We start from the raw sequence: 20,035 nt of genomic DNA, 5'->3' as shown, positions 1-20,035 counted from the left end.
AAGGAGAGGAGACGCGAGATGGCAGGAGTCACGCTCAAGACCGTGGCGCAGGCCGTCGGGGTGTCCCCGTCGACCGTCTCCAACGCCTACAACAAGCCTGACCAACTGTCCGTCGCGCTGCGCGAGCGGATCATGGCCAAGGCCCAGGAGCTCGGCTACGCCGGCCCCGACGCGTCCGCCCGGGCGCTGCGGAGCGGCAAGGCCGGTGCGATCGGCGTGCTGTTCACCGACAAGCTGGCGTACGCGTTCTCGGACCCGTACGCGGTCGGCTTCCTGGCCGGCCTGGCCGAGGTCGCCGAGGAGTTCAGCACCAGCCTGCTGCTGATGCCGCTCAGCTCGGCCGACATCGTCGGCGGCAGCAACGCGGTGCAGCAGGCGGCCATCGACGCGGCGGCGATCTTCTGCGTGCCGGGCGACCACCCGGCAGTGGACATCCTGACCGCGCGCGGGATCCCGACGGTCTCGACCGATCGTGGCGACCACCCGGGCCTGTCCTGGGTCGCCATCGACGAGGTCGAGGCGGCCGCGAAGCTGGGTCAGCACCTGACCCGGCTCGGCCACCGCGACATCGTCGTCCTGGTCGACAAGTCCGAAGTGACCAGCGGGGCGGTGGAGCTGTCCTTCGACGAGGTCGGCTGCAGCGACTGCGAAGCGCGGATCCAGGGCCTGGAGAAGGCGATGCCGGATGCCCAGATGCGGATCGTCTCCGGCGGTCACAACTCCTTCACCTCCGGTCTCAAGGGAGCCGAGTACGTGCTCGACTCCCAGGACCGGCCGACCGCGATCATCGGGCTGAGCGACGTCCAGGCGCTCGGTGCGATGGAGGCGATGAAGGTCCGCGGCCTGACTCCCGGACGGGATCTGACCGTGGCCGGATTCGACGACATCCCGGCGGCCGAGCCGGCCGGGCTGACCACGGTCCACCAGCCGATCAAGGACAAGGGCCGCAACGTCGGCCGGATCCTGCTGGACCCGGCGACGACCGAACGCCAGGTCCTGATGCCCACCGAACTGATCGTCCGCGCCAGCAGCGGGCCCGCACCGAAACGCTGACAACCACACAGAACACCTAGGACCCACTCGGGGTTCCTGGGCTGATCAACCACGACCTCCGACGGCCGACCGGCCGCCGGCCGACCGAACACGCTCTCAGGAAGGGAGCAGAACCATGACGTACTTCATCGCCGGTAACACCGCTGTCGAGAACGCTCGCAACCTGGCGCAGTCGGCTCTTCCGAACGCTCCGCAGCAGCCGTACGACGAGCCCGCCCCGCGCCGCACCCTCGCGGTCCGCGCCCGGATCAGCGCCGTACTCCGGACCGCTGCCGAACGCGAGCTCCGCCTCGCCGACCGCATCGACCCCACCCCGGCCTGCACGGCCGGCTGACCACAGAACCCCACGCCACCCGCCGGTGGCGTGGGGTTTTGTCGGTCCGGCGTGGCACCCTGAAGGGCGATGAACGAGCCCGGGGTGTTGCTGACCGCCCGCGCCATGGTGCTGCACGACCTGGCCGCGCGGGGATTCGACGATGCGGTGATGGTGTCGGTACTCGAGGACGCGGTGGCCGGCCGGCAGTGGTGGCTGGACCAGTGGCCGGACGGCGCGGAGCACATCGCCGGCCTGGTCGCACAGGACGTCCAGGACCGGCTGGTCGACTCCGGCGTCCGCTGGCCGCGGTGTACGGCGTGCGACGACCTCAACGACCACGAGCTCCGGATCGAGCCCGAGCTCGGCCCCGACCCGACCTGGGTCTGTGAACGGGCCGGTATCACCGTCGCACCCCTGGGGCACCTCACCTAGCCCTCAGGGCAATACCTGATTGCTCTACATGTAGCCAGACTACTATTGTCTGTCTACATGAAGTCCCTTGCCGCCCTCCGGCTGGTCGCCGCGACCCACGCGATCGCGATCTGCCTGCAACCCGTCGTCGCGGGTGTCTACCTGAACGGTTCCGGCGGTGCACTGCGGATCCACGAGCCGGTCGGGATGGCGGTCGCCACGATCGCGATCGTCCAGTTGCTGGTAGCAACGATCTGGTGGCGGTCCGGCGGCCGGCTCGCGGCTCCACTGGTGTCGCTGCTGGTCCTGATCGGCGAGAGCGTCCAGATCGGCATGGGCTACAGCCGCGACCTGGCCCTGCACATCCCGCTCGGCATCACCCTGGTCGGCGCCGTGGTCGCCTTCGCGTTCTGGACCCGGCGGCAACAGCAGGTGACGGCATGACCAAGGTACGACGGCCACGCGCATCCCTGTGGACCTTACGGATCACCCTGCTGCTGCACGCCGGTCTGGTGGTGGCGCAGCCGATCCTGGCCGGGTACTTCCTGTCCGGTGAGGTCGATGCGATGAACGTCCACGGACCGATCGGCTCGACGCTGTGGATGGTGTCGATGATCCAGTTCGTCGCCGCGATCTTCTACTGGCTGGCCGGCGGCGGCCGGATCTGGCCGTTGCTGCTCACCGTCATCCTGTTCCTCGCTGAGTTCGTCCAGCTGACCTTCGGCTACCTGCAGAACTTCGCCGTCCATGTCCCGCTCGGTACGGCGATCGTCGTCGCCGTTGTGTGGATGACTGTCTGGTCCTTCCGTCCGGCCGCCCGCCAAAGTCGCCAGGAGGCGAAGCGATGACGATGTCCCGCCGTGGTTTCCTGGCCGTTGCCGGCGGCACCGGTGCCGCACTCACCCTGACCAACTGCGGTCTCGACCCGTCGCCGTCGCAGGCCGGGGAGCTCCTGCGCAGCCAGGCCAAGCTGCCCGAGCCGTTCAAGGTCCCACTCCCGATCCCGCCGGTGAAGAAGCCGGTCCGCACGGACGCGGCTGCCGACTACTACCGCGTCGTACAGCGGAAGGCGAGTCTGGAGATCCTCCCCGGCCTGAAGACCGAGGTCCTCGGGTACGACGGCCTCCTGCCCGGCCCGACGTTCGACGTATGGAGTGGGCGGACCACTGTGATCGAGCAGGTCAACGAGCTCGACGTACCGACCGCCGTACACCTGCATGGCGGTCACACCCCGGCTGCGAGTGACGGCTGGCCACTGGACCTGCTCATGCCGCCTGGTGACCACCAGGGCCACGGCGGCCACCACAACATGACCGGTGGCGACGTGAAGACGGGCAGCCGCCTCTACACGTACCCGAACACGCAGCGGGCCGCGACACTCTGGTACCACGACCACCGGATGGACTACACCGCTCCCCAGGTGTACCGCGGCCTCTTCGGCTTCCACCTCATCCGCGACGACGAAGAGGACCGTATGCCCTTACCTGCGGGCGATCGCGAGATCCCGTTGGTCATCGCGGACCGCGCGTTCGCCGAGGACGGCTCGTTCCTCTACCCGGCCGCGAAGGACCGGCCCGGCGTCGAGTCGGCGTACATGGAAGGTGTCGTCGCCGACGTGACGCTCGTCAACGGTGCGCCGTGGCCGGTGCACGAGGTGGACGCGGTCCGCTACCGCTTCCGGATCCTCAACGCCGCCAACGCGCGTCGCTACGAGCTCGCGTTCGACAAGGGTCCGGCGAAGTTCGTCCAGATCGGCAGCGACGGCGGACTGCTCGACGCACCGGTCGAGCACGACACCCTGGTGATCGCGCCGGCCGAACGCTTCGACGTGATCGTGGACTTCTCCCAGTACAAGCCGGGTGACGAGGTCACGCTGGTCAACAAGCTGGACGGAAACGCCAACGTCCTGCGCTTCAAGGTCGCCCGGAAGGCCACCGACGACAGCCACATCCCGGCCAAGCTCTCGTCGTACGCCGTCCTGCCGAAACCGACGGGCGCCGTACGGCGGAAGTGGAAGTTCAGCCGTGGTGACGCCGGCGGTCACAAGGGCTGGACGATCAACGGCAAGGCGTTCGACCCGGTGGTGATGCAGGCCCAGGTGAAGCTGGACCAGTACGAGATCTGGACGTTCGTCACCGACGTCCACCACCCGGTGCACGTCCACCTCGCGCCGTTCCAGGTGCTGAGCCGCCGCGGCAAGAGCCCCGGCCCGTACGACGCCGGCTGGAAGGACACCGTGGACGTCCGGCCGGCCGAGGTGGTCGAGGTGCTGGTCAAGTTCACCGCCCACAAGGGCAAGTACCTGATCCACTGCCACAACCTCGAGCACGAGGACATGGCGATGATGGCGGGATTCGAGACGGTCTAGGTACGGCGGATGCGGAGCGCCAGCGCGAACATCCAGGCCCAGCCGATCGTCACCGTCAGCCGCTGGAAGAGCCCGGCGACGTCGACCAGTGACGCCGTCTGGCTGAAACCGGAACCGGCGAGCAGGAAGCACACCATGAAAGCTGTTGCGCTGAGCAATGAATAGGTGAGCCACTTCCAGCCCCGGCCGCGGGACAGGACGACCTGGGCCGCGGCCAGGGCGAGGAAGCCGGGTAGTGAGAACCCGTCGTGTAGTGCGCCGACCGTGGTGTAGTCGATGATGGCCGGCGTACCCACCGGGAACCCACTCACCGGATCGGTGACGAACAGCCCGGCGCCGATCAGGCCGACTCCCCAGACGCCGATCAGCACCGCGCCGGCCCGGATGCCGGAGCGCCAGAGTCCGACGGCGAAGGCGACCGTCAACGCGCCGCAGACCAGGAAGTTGGCTACTTGTATCCAGCCGTTTGCCCCGAGTGCAAGTGAGCTGACGGGGTGCCGCAGAGCGTCGTAACCCGATCCCTTGAAGGCACCCTGGATCAGGAAGGCGGTGATGAAAACCGGACCGGCGAGCAAACCGCACGAAACAAGGCGATTGGTGGTCAGCCGCGCGCCCGCTGTCAGGTCGACGGACGCCTGCGAATGGTTCGGGGCGGGCACTAGTGGGCGCCTTGGGTCAGGGCTTCGGTGGCGCGGGCTCGGAGGGTGGCGCGGTCGACGCCGGCGGCGTCCAGGGCGCGGGCCACGCGGCCGCGTTCGGTGTCGAGGATGCCGACCAGGATGCGGACCGAGCCGATCCTGGTCCCGCCGACCCTCGGGTGGGCGTCCAGCGCCCGCTTGAGCAGCAGCCGGACCGACTCACCGATCTGCGGATCGCGGCTGTGGTCAGGTGTTGCCTGTGGCAACAGTCCGATCCGGACCGCGATCCCGGCGATGGCCAGGCTCTGCTCCCACTCGCGATCCAGCGCCGCCCGGATCGCCTCCTCGGTCAACCCGGCATCGGCCAGCAGCCGCGCGGCCGGGTTGCCCTCCATCGCGGCGAGCGCGACCAGCACGTGCTCGGCCTCGACCGTCCGCGACCCGTCCCGCCGGGCGACCTCTCGCGCACCACGCACCAGGATGGTGCGAACGTCCTTCGCATCGGACGACATCAGCGCCTCCTCAGGGCGACACCCGCGGCGATCAGCCGCTTGGCGTGTTTCTTGTGAACGGCCTGCCGGGTGACCCCCAGCACCTCGGCCACGTCGGACCAGCTCCAGCCGGCCCGCATCGCCTGCTCCACCTGGCTGTCCTCCAGCCGGTCGGCCAGCCGGCGCAGCGCCACCACCGCGGCCAGGCCGGCCGCGGGGTCCTCGGGATCCACCAACTCGGTCATACAAGCAACTTAAGTTGACAAACCCGTCTTGTCAACCAAAGTTGCTCAACCGGCCCCCTTGACGCCCCGCCGATCGCCTTCCTATAGTCAACACATCGGTTGATCAAAGGAATGGTTGATAAAGATGGCAGTTGACGACGAGCAGCTCGACCGGGCCTTCACCGCTCTCGGTGACCCGGTCCGGCGCGCGATGATCGCGCGGCTGTCGCGCGGTCCGGCCACCGTCAACGAATTGGCCGAGCCGTTCCCGATCACGAAGCAGGCGGTGTCGCGGCACATCCAGGTGCTCGAGGCCGCCGGGCTGATCTCGCGGACCCGGGACGGCCAGCGCCGCCCCTGTCACCTGGAGCCGGCCGTCCTCGAGGCGCTGACCAGCTGGATCGACGAGTACCGGCTGGAGACCGAACGGCGGTTCCGCCGCCTGGACGCAGTACTGAGAACCGTGAAGGAGCAGGAGAAATGAACGCCACCACCATCAACGCACCCGCCGACACCCCGTTCGTCGAGGTCACCCGCGAGTTCGACGCCACCCCGGCGCAGCTGTTCAAGGTGACCACCGATCCGAACCTGGTCGCCGATTGGCTCGGCCCGCGCGGCCTCGACATGACGGTCGAGAAGTACGACGTCCGCGCCGGCGGCAGCTACCGCTACATCCACAAGGACGAGTCCGGTGAGTACGCCTTCCGCGGTGTCTTCCACACCGTCGAGCAGGACAAGCTCATCATCCAGACGTTCGAGTGGGAGGGCGCTCCGGGTGAGGTCTGCCTGGAGAAGGCGACGTACGAGCCGACCGAGACCGGCGTCCGGCTGCACCAGCACTCGGTGTTCTCGTCGGTGGAGAGCCGCGACGCGTTCGTCGAGTACGGGATGGAGACCGGTATCCGCGACTCGATGGACCGGCTCGCCGAGCTGGTCGCGAAGGAGGGCTGAGCGATGACCCAGGTTGTCGTCGACATCTCGGTCTCCCTGGACGGCTACGTCGCCGGGCCCAACGTCAGTCTCGCCAACGGACTCGGCGACGGCGGCGAGGCGCTGCACGAGTGGGTCTTCAACGGCACCGCCGAGGACCGCAACGTCCTGGACGAGGCCTTCGAGGCCACCGGTGCCGTCATCCAGGGCCGGATCCTGTTCGACATCATCGACGCCCCGCAGGGCTGGAGCGACGAGATGGGGTACGGCGCCAAGCCGACCGGCGAGGTGAATCCGCCGATCTTCGTCGTCACTCACAAGGCACCGGACAAGACCCGGCTCGGGGACCGCTTCCACTTCGTCACCGACGGCGTCGAGAGCGCGGTCGGCCAGGCCCGCGAGGTTGCCGGCGGCAAGGACGTCTACGTGATGGGCGGCGGGCAGATCTGCCACCAGGTGCTCGCGGCCGGGCTGGCCGACATCGTCCAGTTGCACGTCGCACCCGTCGTCCTGGGTGACGGGACCCGGCTGTTCCCGGCCGATGCGGCACCGACGTACTCGCTGGATCTGGTCAGGTCGATCTCGACCCCGGCCGCCCAGCACCTCACTTATCGAGTCAAGAAGGAGAAGTGATCATGGGAAACGTCATCGCCTCCGCGGTGGTATCGCTGGACGGCTTCGTCGCGGACACCGAGGACGGTGTCGGCCCGCTGTTCGACTGGTACTACAACGGTCCGGTCGAGGTCTACGGCAGCGACCCGGGCCGCCCGTTCCAGGTCAGCCAGGCGAGTGCCGACTACATCAACGCGACCTGGCCGAAGATCCGCTCCTGCGTGATCGGGCGGCGCCTGTTCGACATCACCAACGGCTGGAACGGGGTCCCCGCGGTCGGTGACCACGTCTTCGTGGTCACCCACGAGGCCCCGACCGACTGGCCGTTCCCGGACGCGCCGTTCACCTTCGTCAACGGGATCGAGGAAGCGATCGCGCAGGCCAGGAAGCACGCCGGCGACGGCGACGTCTCGGTCACCGGCGGCAACCTGACCGGCCAGGCGCTCGCGGCCGGCCTGGTCGACGAGATCGCGTACAACATCGCTCCGGTGGTCTTCGGCACCGGCGTCCGGTTCTTCGGCGACTACGTCGGCGCGCAGGTCCTGCTGGACGACCCGAAGGTCGTCGAGGGCGACCGGGTCACCCACCTGCACTACCGCGTCAGCAAGGGATGATCCGCGATGACGGTCCGCGAGCCCGGCGCCACCTCGGTGAAGCCGGCGTCCTGGACCACAGGCAGACCGCTGGTCAGCAGTTCCCGCCAGCGCCCGTGGGTGGCGGTGCGCACCGCCAAGGCGAAGTCCGCCGCCACCCACTCCTTCCGGCCCGCCGCTGACAGCGCGAGCCAGGCGAGGTGCGCCGCATGGCCGCACTGGGCCATCGCCTTCCCACTGGACATCGTCAGCCCCGGATTGATCCACAGGATCGGGATCTCCGGCTCCGGCGCCGCCAGGCCGTCCGGGTCCTCGAAGTCGGTGCCCGTCACCTGAAGCTTGGCGAGATCCTTCGGTACGGCGTCCAGCGGCACCGGCGGAAACACCCGCACCTCAGCTGTTTCGCCTGTCACGGTGATCCCCGGCAAGGCCTCGGCGCGACGCCACTCGGCACCACGCGCCCGTCGTACCACCTTCCGGATCCTGGCGTCCTGCCAGGCCCGCATCGCCTCGGCCCACTCCCCCTCACCGGCCGACCGCTCGTCCGCCAGGATCGCGAGCACTGCCCGCGCCGCCGTCTCCAACGCATCCGTCTGCCCCGGCCGCGCAGCCTTCTCGACCCGCACCACCAGCGTCAGCACGTACTCCTCGTCCACGCGCCGAGTCTGTCAGTCCGCCTAGCGGACATCTCCCCGCCCGTCGGTCGTGCCTCGGTCTGAACTGTCCGCGGCGGGTTGTAGCGTGACCGGCATGCAGCAGTATCTCGAGCTTCTTCGGCATGTGCTGGACCACGGGGTGCAGAAGGGCGACCGGACCGGGACGGGCACTCTGAGTGTGTTCGGGCACCAGTCGCGGTACGACCTCCGTGCCGGCTTCCCGGCGGTGACGACGAAGAAGCTGCATCTGCGCTCGGTGATCGGCGAGCTGATCTGGTTCCTCAGCGGTTCGACCAACATCAAGTGGCTGCACGAGAACAACATCTCCATCTGGGACGAGTGGGCCGACGCCGACGGTGAGCTCGGACCGGTGTACGGCTACCAGTGGCGGTCCTGGCCGACGCCGGACGGCCGGCACGTGGACCAGATCGCGGGCGTGATCGAGTCGATCAAGACCAACCCCGACTCCCGCCGGCACATCGTGAACGCCTGGAACGTGGCGGATGTGGACGACATGGCGTTGCCGCCCTGCCACACGATGTTCCAGTTCTACGTCGCCGACGGGCGGCTGTCGTGTCAGCTGTACCAGCGGTCGGCCGACATCTTCCTCGGGGTGCCGTTCAACATCGCGTCGTACGCGCTGCTGACGCACATGGTGGCGCAGCAGACCGGGCTCGAGGTCGGCGACTTCGTCCACACGCTCGGCGACGCGCATCTGTACCTGAACCACCTCGACCAGGCCCGGCTCCAGCTCACCCGGGAGCCCCGGCCGCTGCCGACGCTGAAGCTGACACCACGCGACCAGTTCGACGCCTACGAGATCGCGGACGTCGAACTGGTCGGGTACGACCCGCACCCCGGGATCAAGGCGCCCATCGCCGTATGACGGCATTGAATGCCGCGCTGCCGCGCGGCCGGTCATGGGGCTTTGGCTCCCGGCCTTCCCTCGTCGCTCCAGTCGCTTCGCTCCCTGCGCTCCTCAGTCCAGGCCGGGAGGCCCCATGACCGTGATCCTGATCGCCGCGGTCGGCGCCAACGGCGTGATCGGGCGGGACAACGACCTGCCCTGGCGGATCCGCGAGGACCTGCAGCACTTCAAGCAGCTCACGCTCGGCCACACGCTGGTGATGGGCCGCAAGACGTACGACTCGATCGGCCGCCCGCTGCCCGGCCGCCGTACCGTCGTCGTCACCCGGCAACCCGACTGGTCCGCCGACGGCGTCGAGGTCGTGCACAGTGTCGAGGAGGCGCTCAAGGCTGACGGCGATATTTACGTGGCAGGCGGCGGCCAGATCTACCGCCAGGCCCTCCCGTACGCCGACCGCCTCGAGCTGACCGAAGTAGCCCAGTCCCCCGCCGGCGACGTCAGCTTCCCCACCGTCGACCCCACCCTCTGGACCGAAACCACCCGCGAGCCCCACGACGGCTTCACCTTCGTCAGCTACCGGCGTCGCTAACAACGAGTAGGCAACGGGGGCGCCAGGGGGACCTGGAACCGCGTAGATTGTGTGCGCGTCACGGAGGTGACAGCGCAACTGCCGGGGGACGCAGCGGAGGGGAACGACGATGACCGAAGCCGACAACACACCAGCCACACCTGGAGCCGCTGCCGCGGCACCGGCGGCGCAGGCTCAGCCGCTGCAGCCGCCGACGGCGACCGCGCCCGGTCTGATACTGACCGCGCCGCCACCGTCACAGCCGGTTGCCGCGACGGCCGCGCCGACCATGGCGCCCGCGGTCGACCCGGCCGCGCTGCCCGGGCTGGACGCCAAGGTGGACACCTTTCTGTCCGCGCTGATGACGGCCGAGCCACGCTCGCCGGAGTTCGCCGCCAAGGCCAGTGACGTCCGGAGCATGGGCGACGTCGACATCCGGGCCGCCGCGGACAGCTCGAACCGGCTGCTCAAGTCACCGGTCCGGGCCCTGCAGGAAGGCGGTCTGTCCGAGGGTTCGACCGTCGGCAAGACGCTGCTGGAGCTTCGCCGTACGGTCGAGGACCTGGACCCGAAGGAAGCCACCGGCCCGAAGAAGCTGCTCGGGATGATCCCGTTCGGGGACAAGATCGAGGACTACTTCCGCAAGTACCAGAGCGCGCAGAGCCACCTCGAGGGCATCCTGCACGCGCTGCGCAACGGCCAGGACGAGCTCGGCAAGGACAACGCCGCGCTGAACCTGGAGAAGCAGCAGCTCTGGGACGCGATGGGCCGGCTGAACCAGTACGTGTACGTCGCCGAGCGGCTCGACGCCCGCCTGTCCGCGGCCATCGCCGAGCTGGAGGCCACCAACCCGGACAAAGCGAAGGCGTTCCGCGAGGACGTGCTGTTCTACGTCCGGCAGAAGCATCAGGACCTGCTCACCCAGCTGGCCGTGTCGATCCAGAACTACCTGGCCATCGACATCGTGATCAAGAACAACATCGAGCTGATCAAGGGTGTCGACCGCGCGTCGACGACCACGGTCTCGGCCCTGCGTACGGCGGTCATCGTGGCGCAGGCGCTGGGCAACCAGAAGCTGGTGCTGGACCAGATCAGCGCGCTGAACACGACCACCAGCGGGATGATCGAGCGGACCTCGCAGATGTTGCGGGACAACTCGGTGGCGATCCAGCAGCAGGCCGCGTCGGCGACGATCGGGCTGCCGCAACTGCAGGCCGCCTTCGCGAATATCTACGCGACCATGGACGCGATCGACACGTTCAAGGTGGAGGCGCTGGACAACATGGCGGCCACCATCGGGACGCTGGAGTCCGAGGTGACCAAGTCCCGCGCGTACCTGGACCGGGTCGCGCAGCAGGACCAGCGGGTCGTCCACGGCAGCCTCGATCTCGACCTCGGTCGCTGAGACCAACGGGGAGCGGGGGACGGGAGTTGAATGGCACTCGGTGACTTCTTCGCGCGGCTGACCGGCCGCAAGGTGGAGCCCGAGCCTGCCCCGGTCCCCCGTCCACCGACCACCGACGATCTGCTCGCGTCACTGACGCGCGTCGAGCAGTTGGTTGCCGACGGCGCCGTACCGGCCGTGGTGGCATCGCGCGTCGCGCGGGTGGTCCGAGTCGTCCGGGAGACGATCCCGCGGCTCGGCAACCTCGGCGGCAGCGCGCAGGCGTACTCCGTGATGGCGACCGCGACCGACTACCTGCCGGAGGCGATCGGCGGGTATCTGCGGCTGCCGCGGCAGTGGGCGGACACCCGGCCGGTCGACAAGGGCAAGACGTCGCTGATGATCCTGATCGATCAGTTGGACCTCTTGGGCTCCACGATGGACAAGGTGTTCGACGCGGTGAACCGGGCCGACGCGGCGGCGCTGATCGCCCACGGCCGGTTCCTGCAGGAGAAGTTCGGCACCGGCTCGACCGGCGGCGGCCTGGCTCTCGGCCCGACTCCGTCGACACCACCGCCCGACGCAGGACCACTGGAACCACCGGCAGGACGAGGAGGAGCATGAGCGGCGAGGGGGGCAAGTCACTCCAGCAAGCAGTCACCGGACTGCTGGCGGTAGCTGCTCGTGCCGGGGTCTCGGAGGATCAGGTTCGCGCCGAGGCGCTGTCGTTGGCCGCGGCGCTGGCGGAGTCCGCTCCGGGTGCGCCCGCGGACTGGGCGAAGGTGACCCCTGGTGCGACGACACAGGACTTCTTCGACGCGGCTGTGCGAGGCAGGCGCTGGCGTGGTGCGCCCACTGCGGTGCTGACTGAGCTGGTCACTGCGGGATCGGCCGAGAAGGTTGCCTACGCAGAGGCTTTGGCGGAGGTCGCGTCCGCGGCTTGCACGCTTGGTGAGCCGACCATGCGAGTGGTTGGGAATGCTTCTGTTGCTGCAGCAGCTCAGTTGCAGGCGGCCGGCGCGCGACCACTTCAGGTAGGTGCCCCGGAGAAGCCGGCTGTAGAAAGCAAGAAGGCGACCGCGGCCGAGCCCGCCGTCGAGCAAGAGCCGGTGAAGACGGTGGAAGAGCTGCTGGCTGAGCTGGATGAGTTGACCGGGCTGGCCAAGGTGAAGCGGGAGGTTCACCGGCAGGTCGCCGTACTGCGGGTGGAGAAGCTGCGGACCGAGGCGGGACTGAAGAGTCCGACGATCACCAGGCACCTGGTGTTCGTGGGCAATCCCGGGACGGGCAAGACGACCGTGGCCCGGCTGGTGAGCGGGATCTACAAGGCACTCGGTCTGTTGTCCAAGGGGCAGCTGGTCGAGGTCGACCGCTCCGAGCTGGTCGCCGGGTATCTCGGCCAGACCGCGACGAAGACCGCTGACGTGGTCGCGTCCGCGGCGGGCGGGGTGCTGTTCATCGACGAGGCGTACAGCCTGACCGCGGGTGACTTCGGCGCCGACCAGTACGGCCGGGAGGCGGTCGACACCCTGGTCAAGGAGATGGAGGACCGGCGCGACGACCTGGTCGTGATCGTGGCCGGTTATCCGGAGCCGATGGCGACGTTCATCGCGGCGAACCCGGGGCTGGCCAGCCGGTTCCGGACCACGATCGGGTTCGAGGACTACACCGACGACGAGCTGACCGACATCCTGACCGGCCTGGCCGAGGGGGCCGACTACGAGCTGATCCCGGAGGCGCTGGCGAAGTTCCGGGAAATCCTCGCCGCGACCCCGCGGGACCGGTCGTTCGGCAACGGCCGGTTCGCCCGGAACGTGCTGGAGGCCGCGATCGGCCGGCACGCCTGGCGACTCCGCGACGTCACGGCACCCACCAGGGACCAGCTGCGTCAGATCCTCGCCGAAGACCTCACCGACGAGCCCGAACACACCGAGGCCGAGCACACCGATCCCGAGCACACCGAGGCCGAAGACACCGAGCCTGATCGCACCGTGCCCGTGCAGACCGCCGACCCGACGGAAGCAGCGGAACCGGAGCAGGCGGCGGCAGCGCAGCAGGATCAGTCCGAGCAAGGAGAACAGGCGTGACCCAGACCCAGAGTGCGCCGCCGCCCGCGGCCTGGTCCCCGCCGGCCCAGCAGTCGGCCCCGCCGGCGGTGCAACAGCCGGCTGCCCAGGCCCCCAGCCCCCGCGGCCCGATCGCCCAGTGGTTCGACGGCACGCCGGGCCGGATGCGTGCGTTCCTGATCCTGGCCGCGGCCATGAGCGTGGTCTTCGGCCTGGCCGCCGCCCAAGGCTTCCGCCAGGCCGACGGCGCCCTCAGCCGCGCCGAGGCCAACGCCGCTCAACTGGTCCGGATCCAGGCGATCCACACCAACCTGGTGAGCGCGAACGCCGACGCCACCAACGCCTTCCTGGTCGGCGGTCTCGAGCCGCCCGCGCAGCGCGAGCACTTCGTCGAGTCGCTGAACGAAGCCGCCCGGCTGATCGCCGACGCCGCGACCGCGCAGCCCGCCGACAAGGACGCGCTCGGCGCGCTCAACCAGACCCTGCTCACGTACGGCGGCCTGATCGAGCAGGCCCGGGCCAACAACCGCCAGGGCCTGCCGATCGGATCGCAGTACCTGCGGGACGCGAACGCCGTACTGCAGGACGACTCGCTGCCGCTGGTGAAGGCTCTGGTCCAGGCCAACGAGGAACGCGTCGACACCGAGTTCGACGGGATCGGGCAGGCCAACATCTGGGTCCTGGTCGGCGGTCTGCTGACGCTGGTGGTCTTCGGCGTCACGCTGCGCTGGCTGGCCCGTCGTACCCATCGCTATGTCAACGTCCCGATCGCGGCGGGTGCCGTCCTTGTCCTGCTCACCACGGTCATCGGCGGATTCGCGCTCGCGAACGCGTCCAGCAACGCCGACGAGACCCGCTCGGGTTCCTACGACCGCACGCTCGCGCTGTCCCGGGCCAGGATCGCCGCGTACGACGCCAGGTCCAACGAGAGCCTCACGCTGATCGCCCGCGGCTCCGGCGACGCCTTCGACAAGGCCTACAACGCCTCGGCCGCGGTCGTCGCGGAGCAGTTGGGCAAACTCAACGACGCGGGACTGCGATCGCAGTGGAACGACTACAACGACGTGCACAAGTCGGTCCGGAGCCACGACACGAAGGGTGAATGGGACGCGGCCGTCGCGCTGGCCGTCGGCAAGACGCCGGACGCGAACTCCGTGCTCGCGTTCACCGAGTTCGACGACAGCTCGAGCAGCCGGTTGAAGACGACGAGCAGCGACGTCAGCACCGCGCTGACCAACGCCCGCAACGGTCTGCCGCCGATCGGCTGGCTGGGTCTGCCGATCGGGATCGCGGCCGCGCTGCTGGTGGCCTGGGGGATGTCGCAGCGACTGGAGGAGTACCGATGAAGAAGCTGCTCGCCCCGGTCGCGGCCTCGCTCGCGATCCTGCTCGCCGCCACCGCCTGCGGTTCCGGTGACTACGCCGCCACGGAGATCCCACCGAAGGTGCAACCCTCCGAGGCGGCACCCGCACCGCCGGCCACTCAGCCGGACTGCGGAGTCCCGGTGGCGTCGTACACGCCCGAAGGCGCCATGCCGCCGCCTGGTGCCATGCCGCCCAACTCCTACATGGCGAAGATCAAGGCCCGCGGCCGACTGATCGCAGGGGTGTCCGCGGACAGCTTCAACCTCGGTTCACGCAACCCGGTCACCGGTCAGATCGAGGGTTTCGACATCGACATGATCAAGGCCGTCGCGCGGGCGATCTTCGGCACCGACCAGGGCACGGTCGAACTGCGGGTGATCTCCAGCCCGCAGCGGATCCCGGTGCTGCAGAAGGAACAGGTCGACATCGTCGCGCGGAACATGACGATCAACTGCTCGCGCTGGCAGCAGATCGCCTTCTCCGCCGAGTACTACCACTCGGGGCAGAAGACGCTGGTGCCGCGCGACTCGACGGCGAAAAGACTGAAGGACCTGAACGGTAAGACGATCTGCGCTCCGGCCGGCTCGACCAGTCTCGACAACCTGAAGAAGGAGAACCCGCAGGTGGTGCCGATCACCGCCGACACCGATACCGGCTGTCTCGCACTGTTCCAGTCGGGCAAGGCGTACGGCATCAGCGGTGACGACACGGTGCTCGCCGGTGATGTCGCGCAGGACCCCTACGCCAAGGTGCTCGACGACAGGATCAGCGACGAGCCGTACGGTCTCGGCATGTCGCTGAAGCACCAGGACTTCGTGAGGTTCGTGAACCAGGTGCTCGCACAGATCAAGGCCGACGGCACCTGGATGCAGTCGTACAACAAGTGGCTGATGCCCGCCCTCGGCGAGCTGACGTCGCCGCCCCCGTCCGTCTACGGCCGGATCCCCGGGCAATGACGGTTCGTACGCCGACGGCCTCGGCACCGGCGCCGCCGGGCAGGATCGGGAGCAGCATTCCGGCGACGGAGCTGCTGTCGTTCCTCGACGCGCTGGGGACGTGGCGGGACCGCCGGAAGGCGGAGCTGGACGAGTTGGACCAGGCCGCGCTGCACTCCCCCGACGCGGATGCGCTGAGTGCGGACGTCGTACTCAGCATGGCGGTGTGGAAGGCGGTGTCGGACCGGTACGAGCTGATCCTGATCACGTGGGACTCCGGACGGGTCGGAGCGACTGAGACCGAGCGGATCTCCACCTTGATCTGGGGCGGTCTGGACACCGGCGGCGCCGGCGGGTCACTCGCCGTTTCATTGCCTGAGGCATGCAAATTGTCGGACGCGCTGGCCTCCAGCCTGCGGGCCAAGCTCGCACTGGAGCCGGGTGACGCCGATCTCGCCGCGCATCTGCGCCAGCTGCGGGCGCAGGTCGAGCGGATCAACGACCTGGTCACCCGCGAGCCGGCCGGCACCCGGAACGCGGCCATCGCCGAACACCACGATCTCGACCGACGCCTCACCGACCTTGCCGAGCGCAACAAACGCGGCGCGGACATCGGCGGGTTGATCGGTCCGCTGGAGATCGACGCGGCCCGGACCGAGCGCGACCTGATCGTCGGCGCGGCGACCCGCAAGGAGCGTGCGGCCGATGTCGCTCGGGCCCGGTCGCTGCGCAGCGAGCTGGAAGCGCAGGGCATCGCGGTACGGGCGATCGCCGATCGGGCCGTCGCCGCGGTCACGCCGGCCCCACGTCTCGCCGTACCGGATGTGACTGCGATCGGGGCGGTGCCGAACACCCCGGCCGAGCTGGAGAAGTACCTGACCCGGCTGGACGCCGTACGACGTGCGCTGAGTCAGGCCCAGTCGGCGTACGGTTCGGCGCTGGACCGGCGTGACGAGCTTGCCGCCCGGCTGGACGCGTACCAGGTGAAGGCGGCCAAGGTCGCACCAGCGAATGAGGATCTTGCCGAGTTGTACCGGCGTGGACGGGCAGCGATCGAGTCGGAGCCAGTGGACCTGGCCAGGCTCGGTGCACTCGTCACGGCGTACCAGGCTTACCTGGAGAGCACCGGAGGGACCAGATGACGACGACCACCGCCTGCACGCAGCCTGGCTGCACAGGCACGATCCTGGACGGGTACTGCGACGTCTGCGGCTCGCCCGCGTCGTCCGGCACTGCGACGGCGACGGCGACGGGGGGCTCGAGTCCGAGTCCGGCGTCCGGTGCCTGCACGCAGCCCGGCTGCACCGGCACCTTCGTCGACGGGTACTGCGATGTCTGCGGGTCGCCCGCTCCCGACGGCTCGACGGCTCCGGACCCGATCAGCAGCCCGTCGACGGTCTCCCGCGCGTCCAACCGGCTCGCCTCGACACCACTCGGCTCTGCGCGCGCACAGGCGGCCGGCTCGAAGCTGACCCGCCGGCTCGGTACGTCGTCCACCCGGCTGCGCGGTGCACGCCTCGGCGCGGGCCTGACCCACGTCCCGTCGATCCCCGCGATCGACGCGAGCAAGGCGATCCTGGTCAACCCGATGGTCCCGGAGGACCGCCGGAACTGCCCCAACTGCGGCAACCCGGTCGGCCGGTCCCGTGGCGACCAGCCGGGCCGCACCGACGGGTTCTGCCCCAAGTGCCGCAGCCCGTTCTCGTTCTCGCCCAAGCTGCACCCGGGCGACCTGGTCGGCGGCCAGTACGAGGTGGCCGGCTGCCTGGCCCACGGTGGTTTCGGCTGGATCTACATGGCCCGGGACAAGAACGTGTCCGACCGCTGGGTGGTACTGAAGGGCCTGCTCAACTCCGAGGACCCCGACGCCGTCGCGGCCGCGATCGCCGAGCAGCAGTTCCTGGCCCGGGTCGAGCACCCGCTGATCGTGGAGATCTACAACTTCGTCACCCACGAGGGTGCCGGCTACATCGTGATGGAGTACGTCGGCGGCACCTCGCTGAAGACGTTGCTCAAGCAGCGGATGGCGGCCAACAAGGGCGAGTACGACGCGCTGCCGATCGACCAGGCGATCGCGTACATCCTGGAGATCCTGCCGGCCTTCTCGTACCTGCACGACCTCGGCCTGGTGTACTGCGACTTCAAGCCGGACAACATCATCCAGGTCGGTGACGCGGTCAAGCTGATCGACCTGGGCGGCGTCCGGCGGATCGACGACCTGGACTCCGCGATCTACGGCACGGTCGGCTTCCAGGCCCCCGAGGTCGCCGAGGTCGGCCCGTCCATCGCCTCCGACATCTACACGCTGGGCCGGACCCTGTGCGTGCTGGCGATGGAGTTCCGCGGCTACCAGTCCCGGTTCGTCACGTCGCTGCCGCCGGTGAGCGACGTACCCCTGTTCCAGAAGTACGACTCGGTCTACCGGCTGCTCTTGAAGGCCTGCGCCAAGGACCCGGCGGACCGCTTCCAGACCGCGGACGAGTTCCGGGTGCAGCTGCTCGGCGTACTGCGTGAGGTCGTCGCGGACAAGCAGGGCAACAAGGCAGCGCAGCACTCGGCGTCGTCGCTGCTGTTCGGCACGCCCGGCGACAAGACGGCCGGACTGGGCGAGAAGGCCTTGCCGTGGCAGCAGCTGCCGTCGCTGGCAGCGGACGACAGCGACAAGCAGGCAGGCTGGCTGAAGACGGTTAGCGTGCCGGACTCCTCCAAGCGGCTCGAGCTGCTTGTGGACGCACCGGAATCCTCACCGCAGGTCCTGCTGGAGATCGCCGAGGCCGCACTCGAGGTGGGCGAGTACCGCTACGACATGGTCGACACAGCGGTCTCCGACCTGCTGGCCGAGGACCCCTGGGAGTGGCGTGCCGTCTGGATGGCCGGACTGGTCGCGCTGGCCCGTGGTGACGCCCCCGGAGCCCAGTCGGCCTTCAACGCCGTCTACGGCCAGGTGCCGGGTGAGCTCGGGCCGAAACTCGCCCTGGCGATCGCCTGCCAGCTCAGCGGGGAGTACGACGTTGCCGAAGGCCTCTACCTCACCTGTGCCCGGACCGATGCCAACTACATCGCACCGTCGGCGTTCGGGCTGGCCGACATCCGCACCAAGCGCTCCGACCTGGACGGTGCCATCGCGGCACTCGACCTGGTGCCCCGGACCAGCGGCGCGTATGTCCGGGCTCGTCGCCAGCGAGCCGGTCTGCTGGCAGGATCAGGGCGTGGCCTGCCCGCGCTGGCCGAGGCGATGGACAGCATCGAGTCGCTGACCATCGACCCGGTCGACCGGGCCACCCTGGCCGCGAACGTGTTCCGGTCCGCGCTGGCGGAGGTTCAGCAGTCCGGTCCGCAGGAAGGGCTGCGGATCGACGGACAGGAGGCGACCGAGCCGGCCCTGCGGGACGGGCTCGAGGCCACCTACCGTCAGCTGGCGGACCATGCGCAGAGCCGGCCGGAACGGATCGCCCTGGTCGACCAGGCCAACGAAGTTCGAGGATGGACGTTGCGATGACGAGTACGACCCAGACGGTCTGCCCCAGCTGTGGTGGCCCGGTGTCCGAGGCCGACCGCTTCTGCGAGGCCTGTGGGGCCGAGCTCCAGCCGACCGCGCCCAGCACACCGGCCCTGGACACGGACACCGAGCCGACGGTCGAGATCAACACGACCCCGGTCAGCCCGTGCCAGTCCTGTGGGGGTGTGGTCGGTGCCGACGGCTACTGCGAGACCTGCGGCACCAAGGCCGCCAAGCCGCGCGACCACTTCGACGAGCAGCCCGCACCGTGGGTGGCCGGGGTCTGTGACCGAGGTATCCGGCACAGCCGGAACGAGGACGCCATGGCTCTCGCGGCCGACGCCGAGCCGGGCAGCAGGGCTCTCCTGGTCGTCTGCGACGGTGTCAGCTCGTCACTCGACTCGGACGTCGCCAGTCTGGCCGCCGCGCGTGCCGCTCGCGACGTACTGGAGGCCGGTCACGCGCAGGGCATCGGCACCGAGTCGTCCCGGAGCGGTGCGATCGCGGCCCGGCTCAAGGCGGCTGCCGATGCGGCCAATGACGCCGTACTCGACAACACGAGTCCGGACAGTCCGAACCCGGCGTCGTGCACGTTCGTGGCGACTGTGCTGGAGGACGGTCTGCTGGTGGCCGGCGTGGTTGGGGACAGCCGCGCGTACTGGTTCCCGGACAACGCCGAGGCGGTGGCACTGACCGTGGACGACTCGTGGGCCGCCGAACTCATCGCGACCGGCATCCCGCGGGCCGAAGCCGAGTCCGGTCCGCACGCACACGCGATCACCCGCTGGCTGGGCAAGGACGCCCCCGACCACACACCCCGGACGACGACCCTCCAAGTGGCCGGGCCGGGATGGCTCGTGGTCTGCTCGGACGGGCTGTGGAACTACTGCTCGGAGGCGGCACCGCTGGCCGACCTCGTACGTCAGACCGCTGCGGCGCACGGTGGCGAGCCCTTGGCCACCGCGTCCGCCCTGGTCGACTGGGCCAACGCCCAGGGCGGTCAGGACAACATCACCGTCGCCCTGGCGCGGCTCTAATCAGGTTTGCAGAAAGGACGCC

The 20,035-nt window shown here is 69.2% G+C and carries 24 protein-coding genes; 20 read left to right on the top strand and 4 right to left on the bottom strand.

What is annotated here, in order from left to right; genetic code table 11:
* Window positions 1-18: 18 nt before the first annotated feature.
* The 6 genes from ACGFIF_RS29995 (at window position 19) to ACGFIF_RS29970 (ending at window position 4,148) form a co-directional block, all read left to right on the top strand.
* Entirely contained in the window at window positions 19-1,053 is a 1,035-nt protein-coding gene (locus ACGFIF_RS29995; protein ID WP_393159091.1) for a LacI family DNA-binding transcriptional regulator, read from the top strand.
* A gap of 115 nt (window positions 1,054-1,168) precedes the next feature.
* Entirely contained in the window at window positions 1,169-1,387 is a 219-nt protein-coding gene (locus ACGFIF_RS29990) for a hypothetical protein (protein ID WP_393159090.1), read from the top strand.
* Between the two features lie 69 nt (window positions 1,388-1,456).
* Window positions 1,457-1,801 (top strand): hypothetical protein, encoded by a 345-nt coding sequence (locus ACGFIF_RS29985; RefSeq protein WP_393159089.1) that lies wholly within the window; start codon window positions 1,457-1,459, stop codon window positions 1,799-1,801.
* 57 nt (window positions 1,802-1,858) lie between these two features.
* Window positions 1,859-2,224, top strand: a complete 366-nt coding sequence (locus ACGFIF_RS29980) for a hypothetical protein (protein ID WP_393159087.1) — start codon at window positions 1,859-1,861, stop codon at window positions 2,222-2,224.
* Window positions 2,221-2,628, top strand: a complete 408-nt coding sequence (locus ACGFIF_RS29975; RefSeq protein ID WP_393159086.1) for a hypothetical protein — start codon at window positions 2,221-2,223, stop codon at window positions 2,626-2,628. Before ACGFIF_RS29980 ends, ACGFIF_RS29975 begins: the two co-directional genes overlap by 4 nt.
* Entirely contained in the window at window positions 2,625-4,148 is a 1,524-nt protein-coding gene (locus ACGFIF_RS29970) for a multicopper oxidase family protein (protein ID WP_393159085.1), read from the top strand. Before ACGFIF_RS29975 ends, ACGFIF_RS29970 begins: the two co-directional genes overlap by 4 nt.
* Here the strand turns inward: ACGFIF_RS29970 and ACGFIF_RS29965 are convergent.
* The 3 genes from ACGFIF_RS29965 to ACGFIF_RS29955 are packed head-to-tail and all read right to left on the bottom strand — an operon-like array spanning window position 4,145 to window position 5,522.
* Window positions 4,145-4,807, bottom strand: a complete 663-nt coding sequence (locus ACGFIF_RS29965) for a DUF998 domain-containing protein (protein ID WP_393159083.1) — start codon at window positions 4,805-4,807, stop codon at window positions 4,145-4,147. The genes ACGFIF_RS29970 and ACGFIF_RS29965 overlap by 4 nt on opposite strands.
* Window positions 4,807-5,298, bottom strand: coding sequence for a Clp protease N-terminal domain-containing protein (locus ACGFIF_RS29960; protein ID WP_393159082.1), 492 nt, complete (start codon window positions 5,296-5,298; stop codon window positions 4,807-4,809). Before ACGFIF_RS29960 ends, ACGFIF_RS29965 begins: the two co-directional genes overlap by 1 nt.
* On the bottom strand, window positions 5,298-5,522 hold the full coding sequence (locus ACGFIF_RS29955) for a hypothetical protein (RefSeq protein ID WP_132212221.1): 225 nt from the start codon (window positions 5,520-5,522) through the stop codon (window positions 5,298-5,300). Before ACGFIF_RS29955 ends, ACGFIF_RS29960 begins: the two co-directional genes overlap by 1 nt.
* Window positions 5,523-5,646: 124 nt before the next feature.
* Here ACGFIF_RS29955 and ACGFIF_RS29950 point away from each other — a divergent pair, with 124 nt between their 5' ends.
* From ACGFIF_RS29950 to ACGFIF_RS29935, 4 genes are read left to right on the top strand one after another with little or no spacing between them, the layout of a single operon-like run.
* Window positions 5,647-5,985 (top strand): ArsR/SmtB family transcription factor, encoded by a 339-nt coding sequence (locus tag ACGFIF_RS29950; protein ID WP_393159080.1) that lies wholly within the window; start codon window positions 5,647-5,649, stop codon window positions 5,983-5,985.
* Window positions 5,982-6,452, top strand: coding sequence for an SRPBCC domain-containing protein (locus ACGFIF_RS29945; protein ID WP_393159078.1), 471 nt, complete (start codon window positions 5,982-5,984; stop codon window positions 6,450-6,452). Before ACGFIF_RS29950 ends, ACGFIF_RS29945 begins: the two co-directional genes overlap by 4 nt.
* 3 nt (window positions 6,453-6,455) lie before the next feature.
* Window positions 6,456-7,064, top strand: coding sequence for a dihydrofolate reductase family protein (locus ACGFIF_RS29940; RefSeq protein WP_393159077.1), 609 nt, complete (start codon window positions 6,456-6,458; stop codon window positions 7,062-7,064).
* 2 nt (window positions 7,065-7,066) lie between these two features.
* Window positions 7,067-7,657: a dihydrofolate reductase family protein gene (locus tag ACGFIF_RS29935; protein ID WP_393159076.1), complete on the top strand. Its 591-nt coding sequence runs from the start codon at window positions 7,067-7,069 to the stop codon at window positions 7,655-7,657.
* Here ACGFIF_RS29935 and ACGFIF_RS29930 read toward each other — a convergent pair.
* Window positions 7,636-8,292, bottom strand: a complete 657-nt coding sequence (locus ACGFIF_RS29930; RefSeq protein WP_393159074.1) for a peptidyl-tRNA hydrolase — start codon at window positions 8,290-8,292, stop codon at window positions 7,636-7,638. The genes ACGFIF_RS29935 and ACGFIF_RS29930 overlap by 22 nt on opposite strands.
* A gap of 94 nt (window positions 8,293-8,386) precedes the next feature.
* On the opposite strand from ACGFIF_RS29930, the gene ACGFIF_RS29925 reads away from it, so the two are divergent.
* The 10 genes from ACGFIF_RS29925 to ACGFIF_RS29880 all read left to right on the top strand — a co-directional run bounded on the left by ACGFIF_RS29925 (window position 8,387) and on the right by ACGFIF_RS29880 (window position 20,013).
* A complete protein-coding gene (locus ACGFIF_RS29925; protein ID WP_393159073.1) occupies window positions 8,387-9,178 on the top strand; it encodes a thymidylate synthase in 792 nt (263 codons plus the stop codon).
* Between the two features lie 115 nt (window positions 9,179-9,293).
* Complete coding sequence (locus ACGFIF_RS29920; RefSeq protein WP_393159071.1) at window positions 9,294-9,749, top strand: dihydrofolate reductase; 456 nt, start codon at window positions 9,294-9,296, stop codon at window positions 9,747-9,749.
* A gap of 109 nt (window positions 9,750-9,858) precedes the next feature.
* Window positions 9,859-11,133, top strand: coding sequence for a toxic anion resistance protein (locus ACGFIF_RS29915; RefSeq protein WP_393159069.1), 1,275 nt, complete (start codon window positions 9,859-9,861; stop codon window positions 11,131-11,133).
* A 30-nt stretch (window positions 11,134-11,163) separates the two neighbouring features.
* Window positions 11,164-11,736, top strand: coding sequence for a hypothetical protein (locus tag ACGFIF_RS29910; protein WP_393159067.1), 573 nt, complete (start codon window positions 11,164-11,166; stop codon window positions 11,734-11,736).
* A complete protein-coding gene (locus ACGFIF_RS29905; RefSeq protein WP_393159066.1) occupies window positions 11,733-13,199 on the top strand; it encodes an AAA family ATPase in 1,467 nt (488 codons plus the stop codon). Before ACGFIF_RS29910 ends, ACGFIF_RS29905 begins: the two co-directional genes overlap by 4 nt.
* Window positions 13,196-14,524 (top strand): hypothetical protein, encoded by a 1,329-nt coding sequence (locus ACGFIF_RS29900; protein WP_393159065.1) that lies wholly within the window; start codon window positions 13,196-13,198, stop codon window positions 14,522-14,524. Before ACGFIF_RS29905 ends, ACGFIF_RS29900 begins: the two co-directional genes overlap by 4 nt.
* Window positions 14,521-15,498 (top strand): glutamate ABC transporter substrate-binding protein, encoded by a 978-nt coding sequence (locus ACGFIF_RS29895; protein ID WP_393159064.1) that lies wholly within the window; start codon window positions 14,521-14,523, stop codon window positions 15,496-15,498. Before ACGFIF_RS29900 ends, ACGFIF_RS29895 begins: the two co-directional genes overlap by 4 nt.
* Window positions 15,495-16,619, top strand: a complete 1,125-nt coding sequence (locus ACGFIF_RS29890) for a hypothetical protein (protein WP_393159062.1) — start codon at window positions 15,495-15,497, stop codon at window positions 16,617-16,619. Before ACGFIF_RS29895 ends, ACGFIF_RS29890 begins: the two co-directional genes overlap by 4 nt.
* Window positions 16,616-18,976 carry a tetratricopeptide repeat protein gene (locus ACGFIF_RS29885; RefSeq protein ID WP_393159061.1) on the top strand — a complete coding sequence of 787 codons (2,361 nt, stop codon included), beginning with the start codon at window positions 16,616-16,618 and terminating at the stop codon, window positions 18,974-18,976. The genes ACGFIF_RS29890 and ACGFIF_RS29885 overlap by 4 nt, the downstream gene beginning before the upstream one ends.
* Window positions 18,973-20,013, top strand: coding sequence for a protein phosphatase 2C domain-containing protein (locus tag ACGFIF_RS29880; RefSeq protein WP_393159059.1), 1,041 nt, complete (start codon window positions 18,973-18,975; stop codon window positions 20,011-20,013). Before ACGFIF_RS29885 ends, ACGFIF_RS29880 begins: the two co-directional genes overlap by 4 nt.
* Window positions 20,014-20,035: the final 22 nt, after the last annotated feature.

Origin of the sequence: Kribbella sp. NPDC049174 (genome assembly GCF_043197365.1) — a bacterium.
Classification (GTDB): Bacteria; Actinomycetota; Actinomycetes; order Propionibacteriales; family Kribbellaceae; genus Kribbella.
This window is presented reverse-complemented; position numbering and strand designations above follow the sequence as displayed.

Bases quoted from the DNA above. Each gene is read 5' to 3' on its own strand.
- ACGFIF_RS29885 (WP_393159061.1), top strand. From the start codon at position 16,616: ATGACGACGACCACCGCCTGCACGCAGCCTGGCTGCACAGGCACGATC.
- ACGFIF_RS29940 (WP_393159077.1), top strand. From the start codon at position 6,456: ATGACCCAGGTTGTCGTCGACATCTCGGTCTCCCTGGACGGCTACGTC.
- ACGFIF_RS29880 (WP_393159059.1), top strand. From the start codon at position 18,973: ATGACGAGTACGACCCAGACGGTCTGCCCCAGCTGTGGTGGCCCGGTG.
- ACGFIF_RS29915 (WP_393159069.1), top strand. From the start codon at position 9,859: ATGACCGAAGCCGACAACACACCAGCCACACCTGGAGCCGCTGCCGCG.
- ACGFIF_RS29990 (WP_393159090.1), top strand. From the start codon at position 1,169: ATGACGTACTTCATCGCCGGTAACACCGCTGTCGAGAACGCTCGCAAC.
- ACGFIF_RS29980 (WP_393159087.1), top strand. From the start codon at position 1,859: ATGAAGTCCCTTGCCGCCCTCCGGCTGGTCGCCGCGACCCACGCGATC.
- ACGFIF_RS29925 (WP_393159073.1), top strand. From the start codon at position 8,387: ATGCAGCAGTATCTCGAGCTTCTTCGGCATGTGCTGGACCACGGGGTG.
- ACGFIF_RS29945 (WP_393159078.1), top strand. From the start codon at position 5,982: ATGAACGCCACCACCATCAACGCACCCGCCGACACCCCGTTCGTCGAG.
- ACGFIF_RS29950 (WP_393159080.1), top strand. From the start codon at position 5,647: ATGGCAGTTGACGACGAGCAGCTCGACCGGGCCTTCACCGCTCTCGGT.
- ACGFIF_RS29895 (WP_393159064.1), top strand. From the start codon at position 14,521: ATGAAGAAGCTGCTCGCCCCGGTCGCGGCCTCGCTCGCGATCCTGCTC.
- ACGFIF_RS29955 (WP_132212221.1), bottom strand. From the start codon at position 5,522: ATGACCGAGTTGGTGGATCCCGAGGACCCCGCGGCCGGCCTGGCCGCG.
- ACGFIF_RS29935 (WP_393159076.1), top strand. From the start codon at position 7,067: ATGGGAAACGTCATCGCCTCCGCGGTGGTATCGCTGGACGGCTTCGTC.
- ACGFIF_RS29890 (WP_393159062.1), top strand. From the start codon at position 15,495: ATGACGGTTCGTACGCCGACGGCCTCGGCACCGGCGCCGCCGGGCAGG.
- ACGFIF_RS29985 (WP_393159089.1), top strand. From the start codon at position 1,457: ATGAACGAGCCCGGGGTGTTGCTGACCGCCCGCGCCATGGTGCTGCAC.
- ACGFIF_RS29960 (WP_393159082.1), bottom strand. From the start codon at position 5,298: ATGTCGTCCGATGCGAAGGACGTTCGCACCATCCTGGTGCGTGGTGCG.
- ACGFIF_RS29910 (WP_393159067.1), top strand. From the start codon at position 11,164: ATGGCACTCGGTGACTTCTTCGCGCGGCTGACCGGCCGCAAGGTGGAG.
- ACGFIF_RS29920 (WP_393159071.1), top strand. From the start codon at position 9,294: ATGACCGTGATCCTGATCGCCGCGGTCGGCGCCAACGGCGTGATCGGG.
- ACGFIF_RS29970 (WP_393159085.1), top strand. From the start codon at position 2,625: ATGACGATGTCCCGCCGTGGTTTCCTGGCCGTTGCCGGCGGCACCGGT.
- ACGFIF_RS29975 (WP_393159086.1), top strand. From the start codon at position 2,221: ATGACCAAGGTACGACGGCCACGCGCATCCCTGTGGACCTTACGGATC.
- ACGFIF_RS29995 (WP_393159091.1), top strand. From the start codon at position 19: ATGGCAGGAGTCACGCTCAAGACCGTGGCGCAGGCCGTCGGGGTGTCC.
- ACGFIF_RS29905 (WP_393159066.1), top strand. From the start codon at position 11,733: ATGAGCGGCGAGGGGGGCAAGTCACTCCAGCAAGCAGTCACCGGACTG.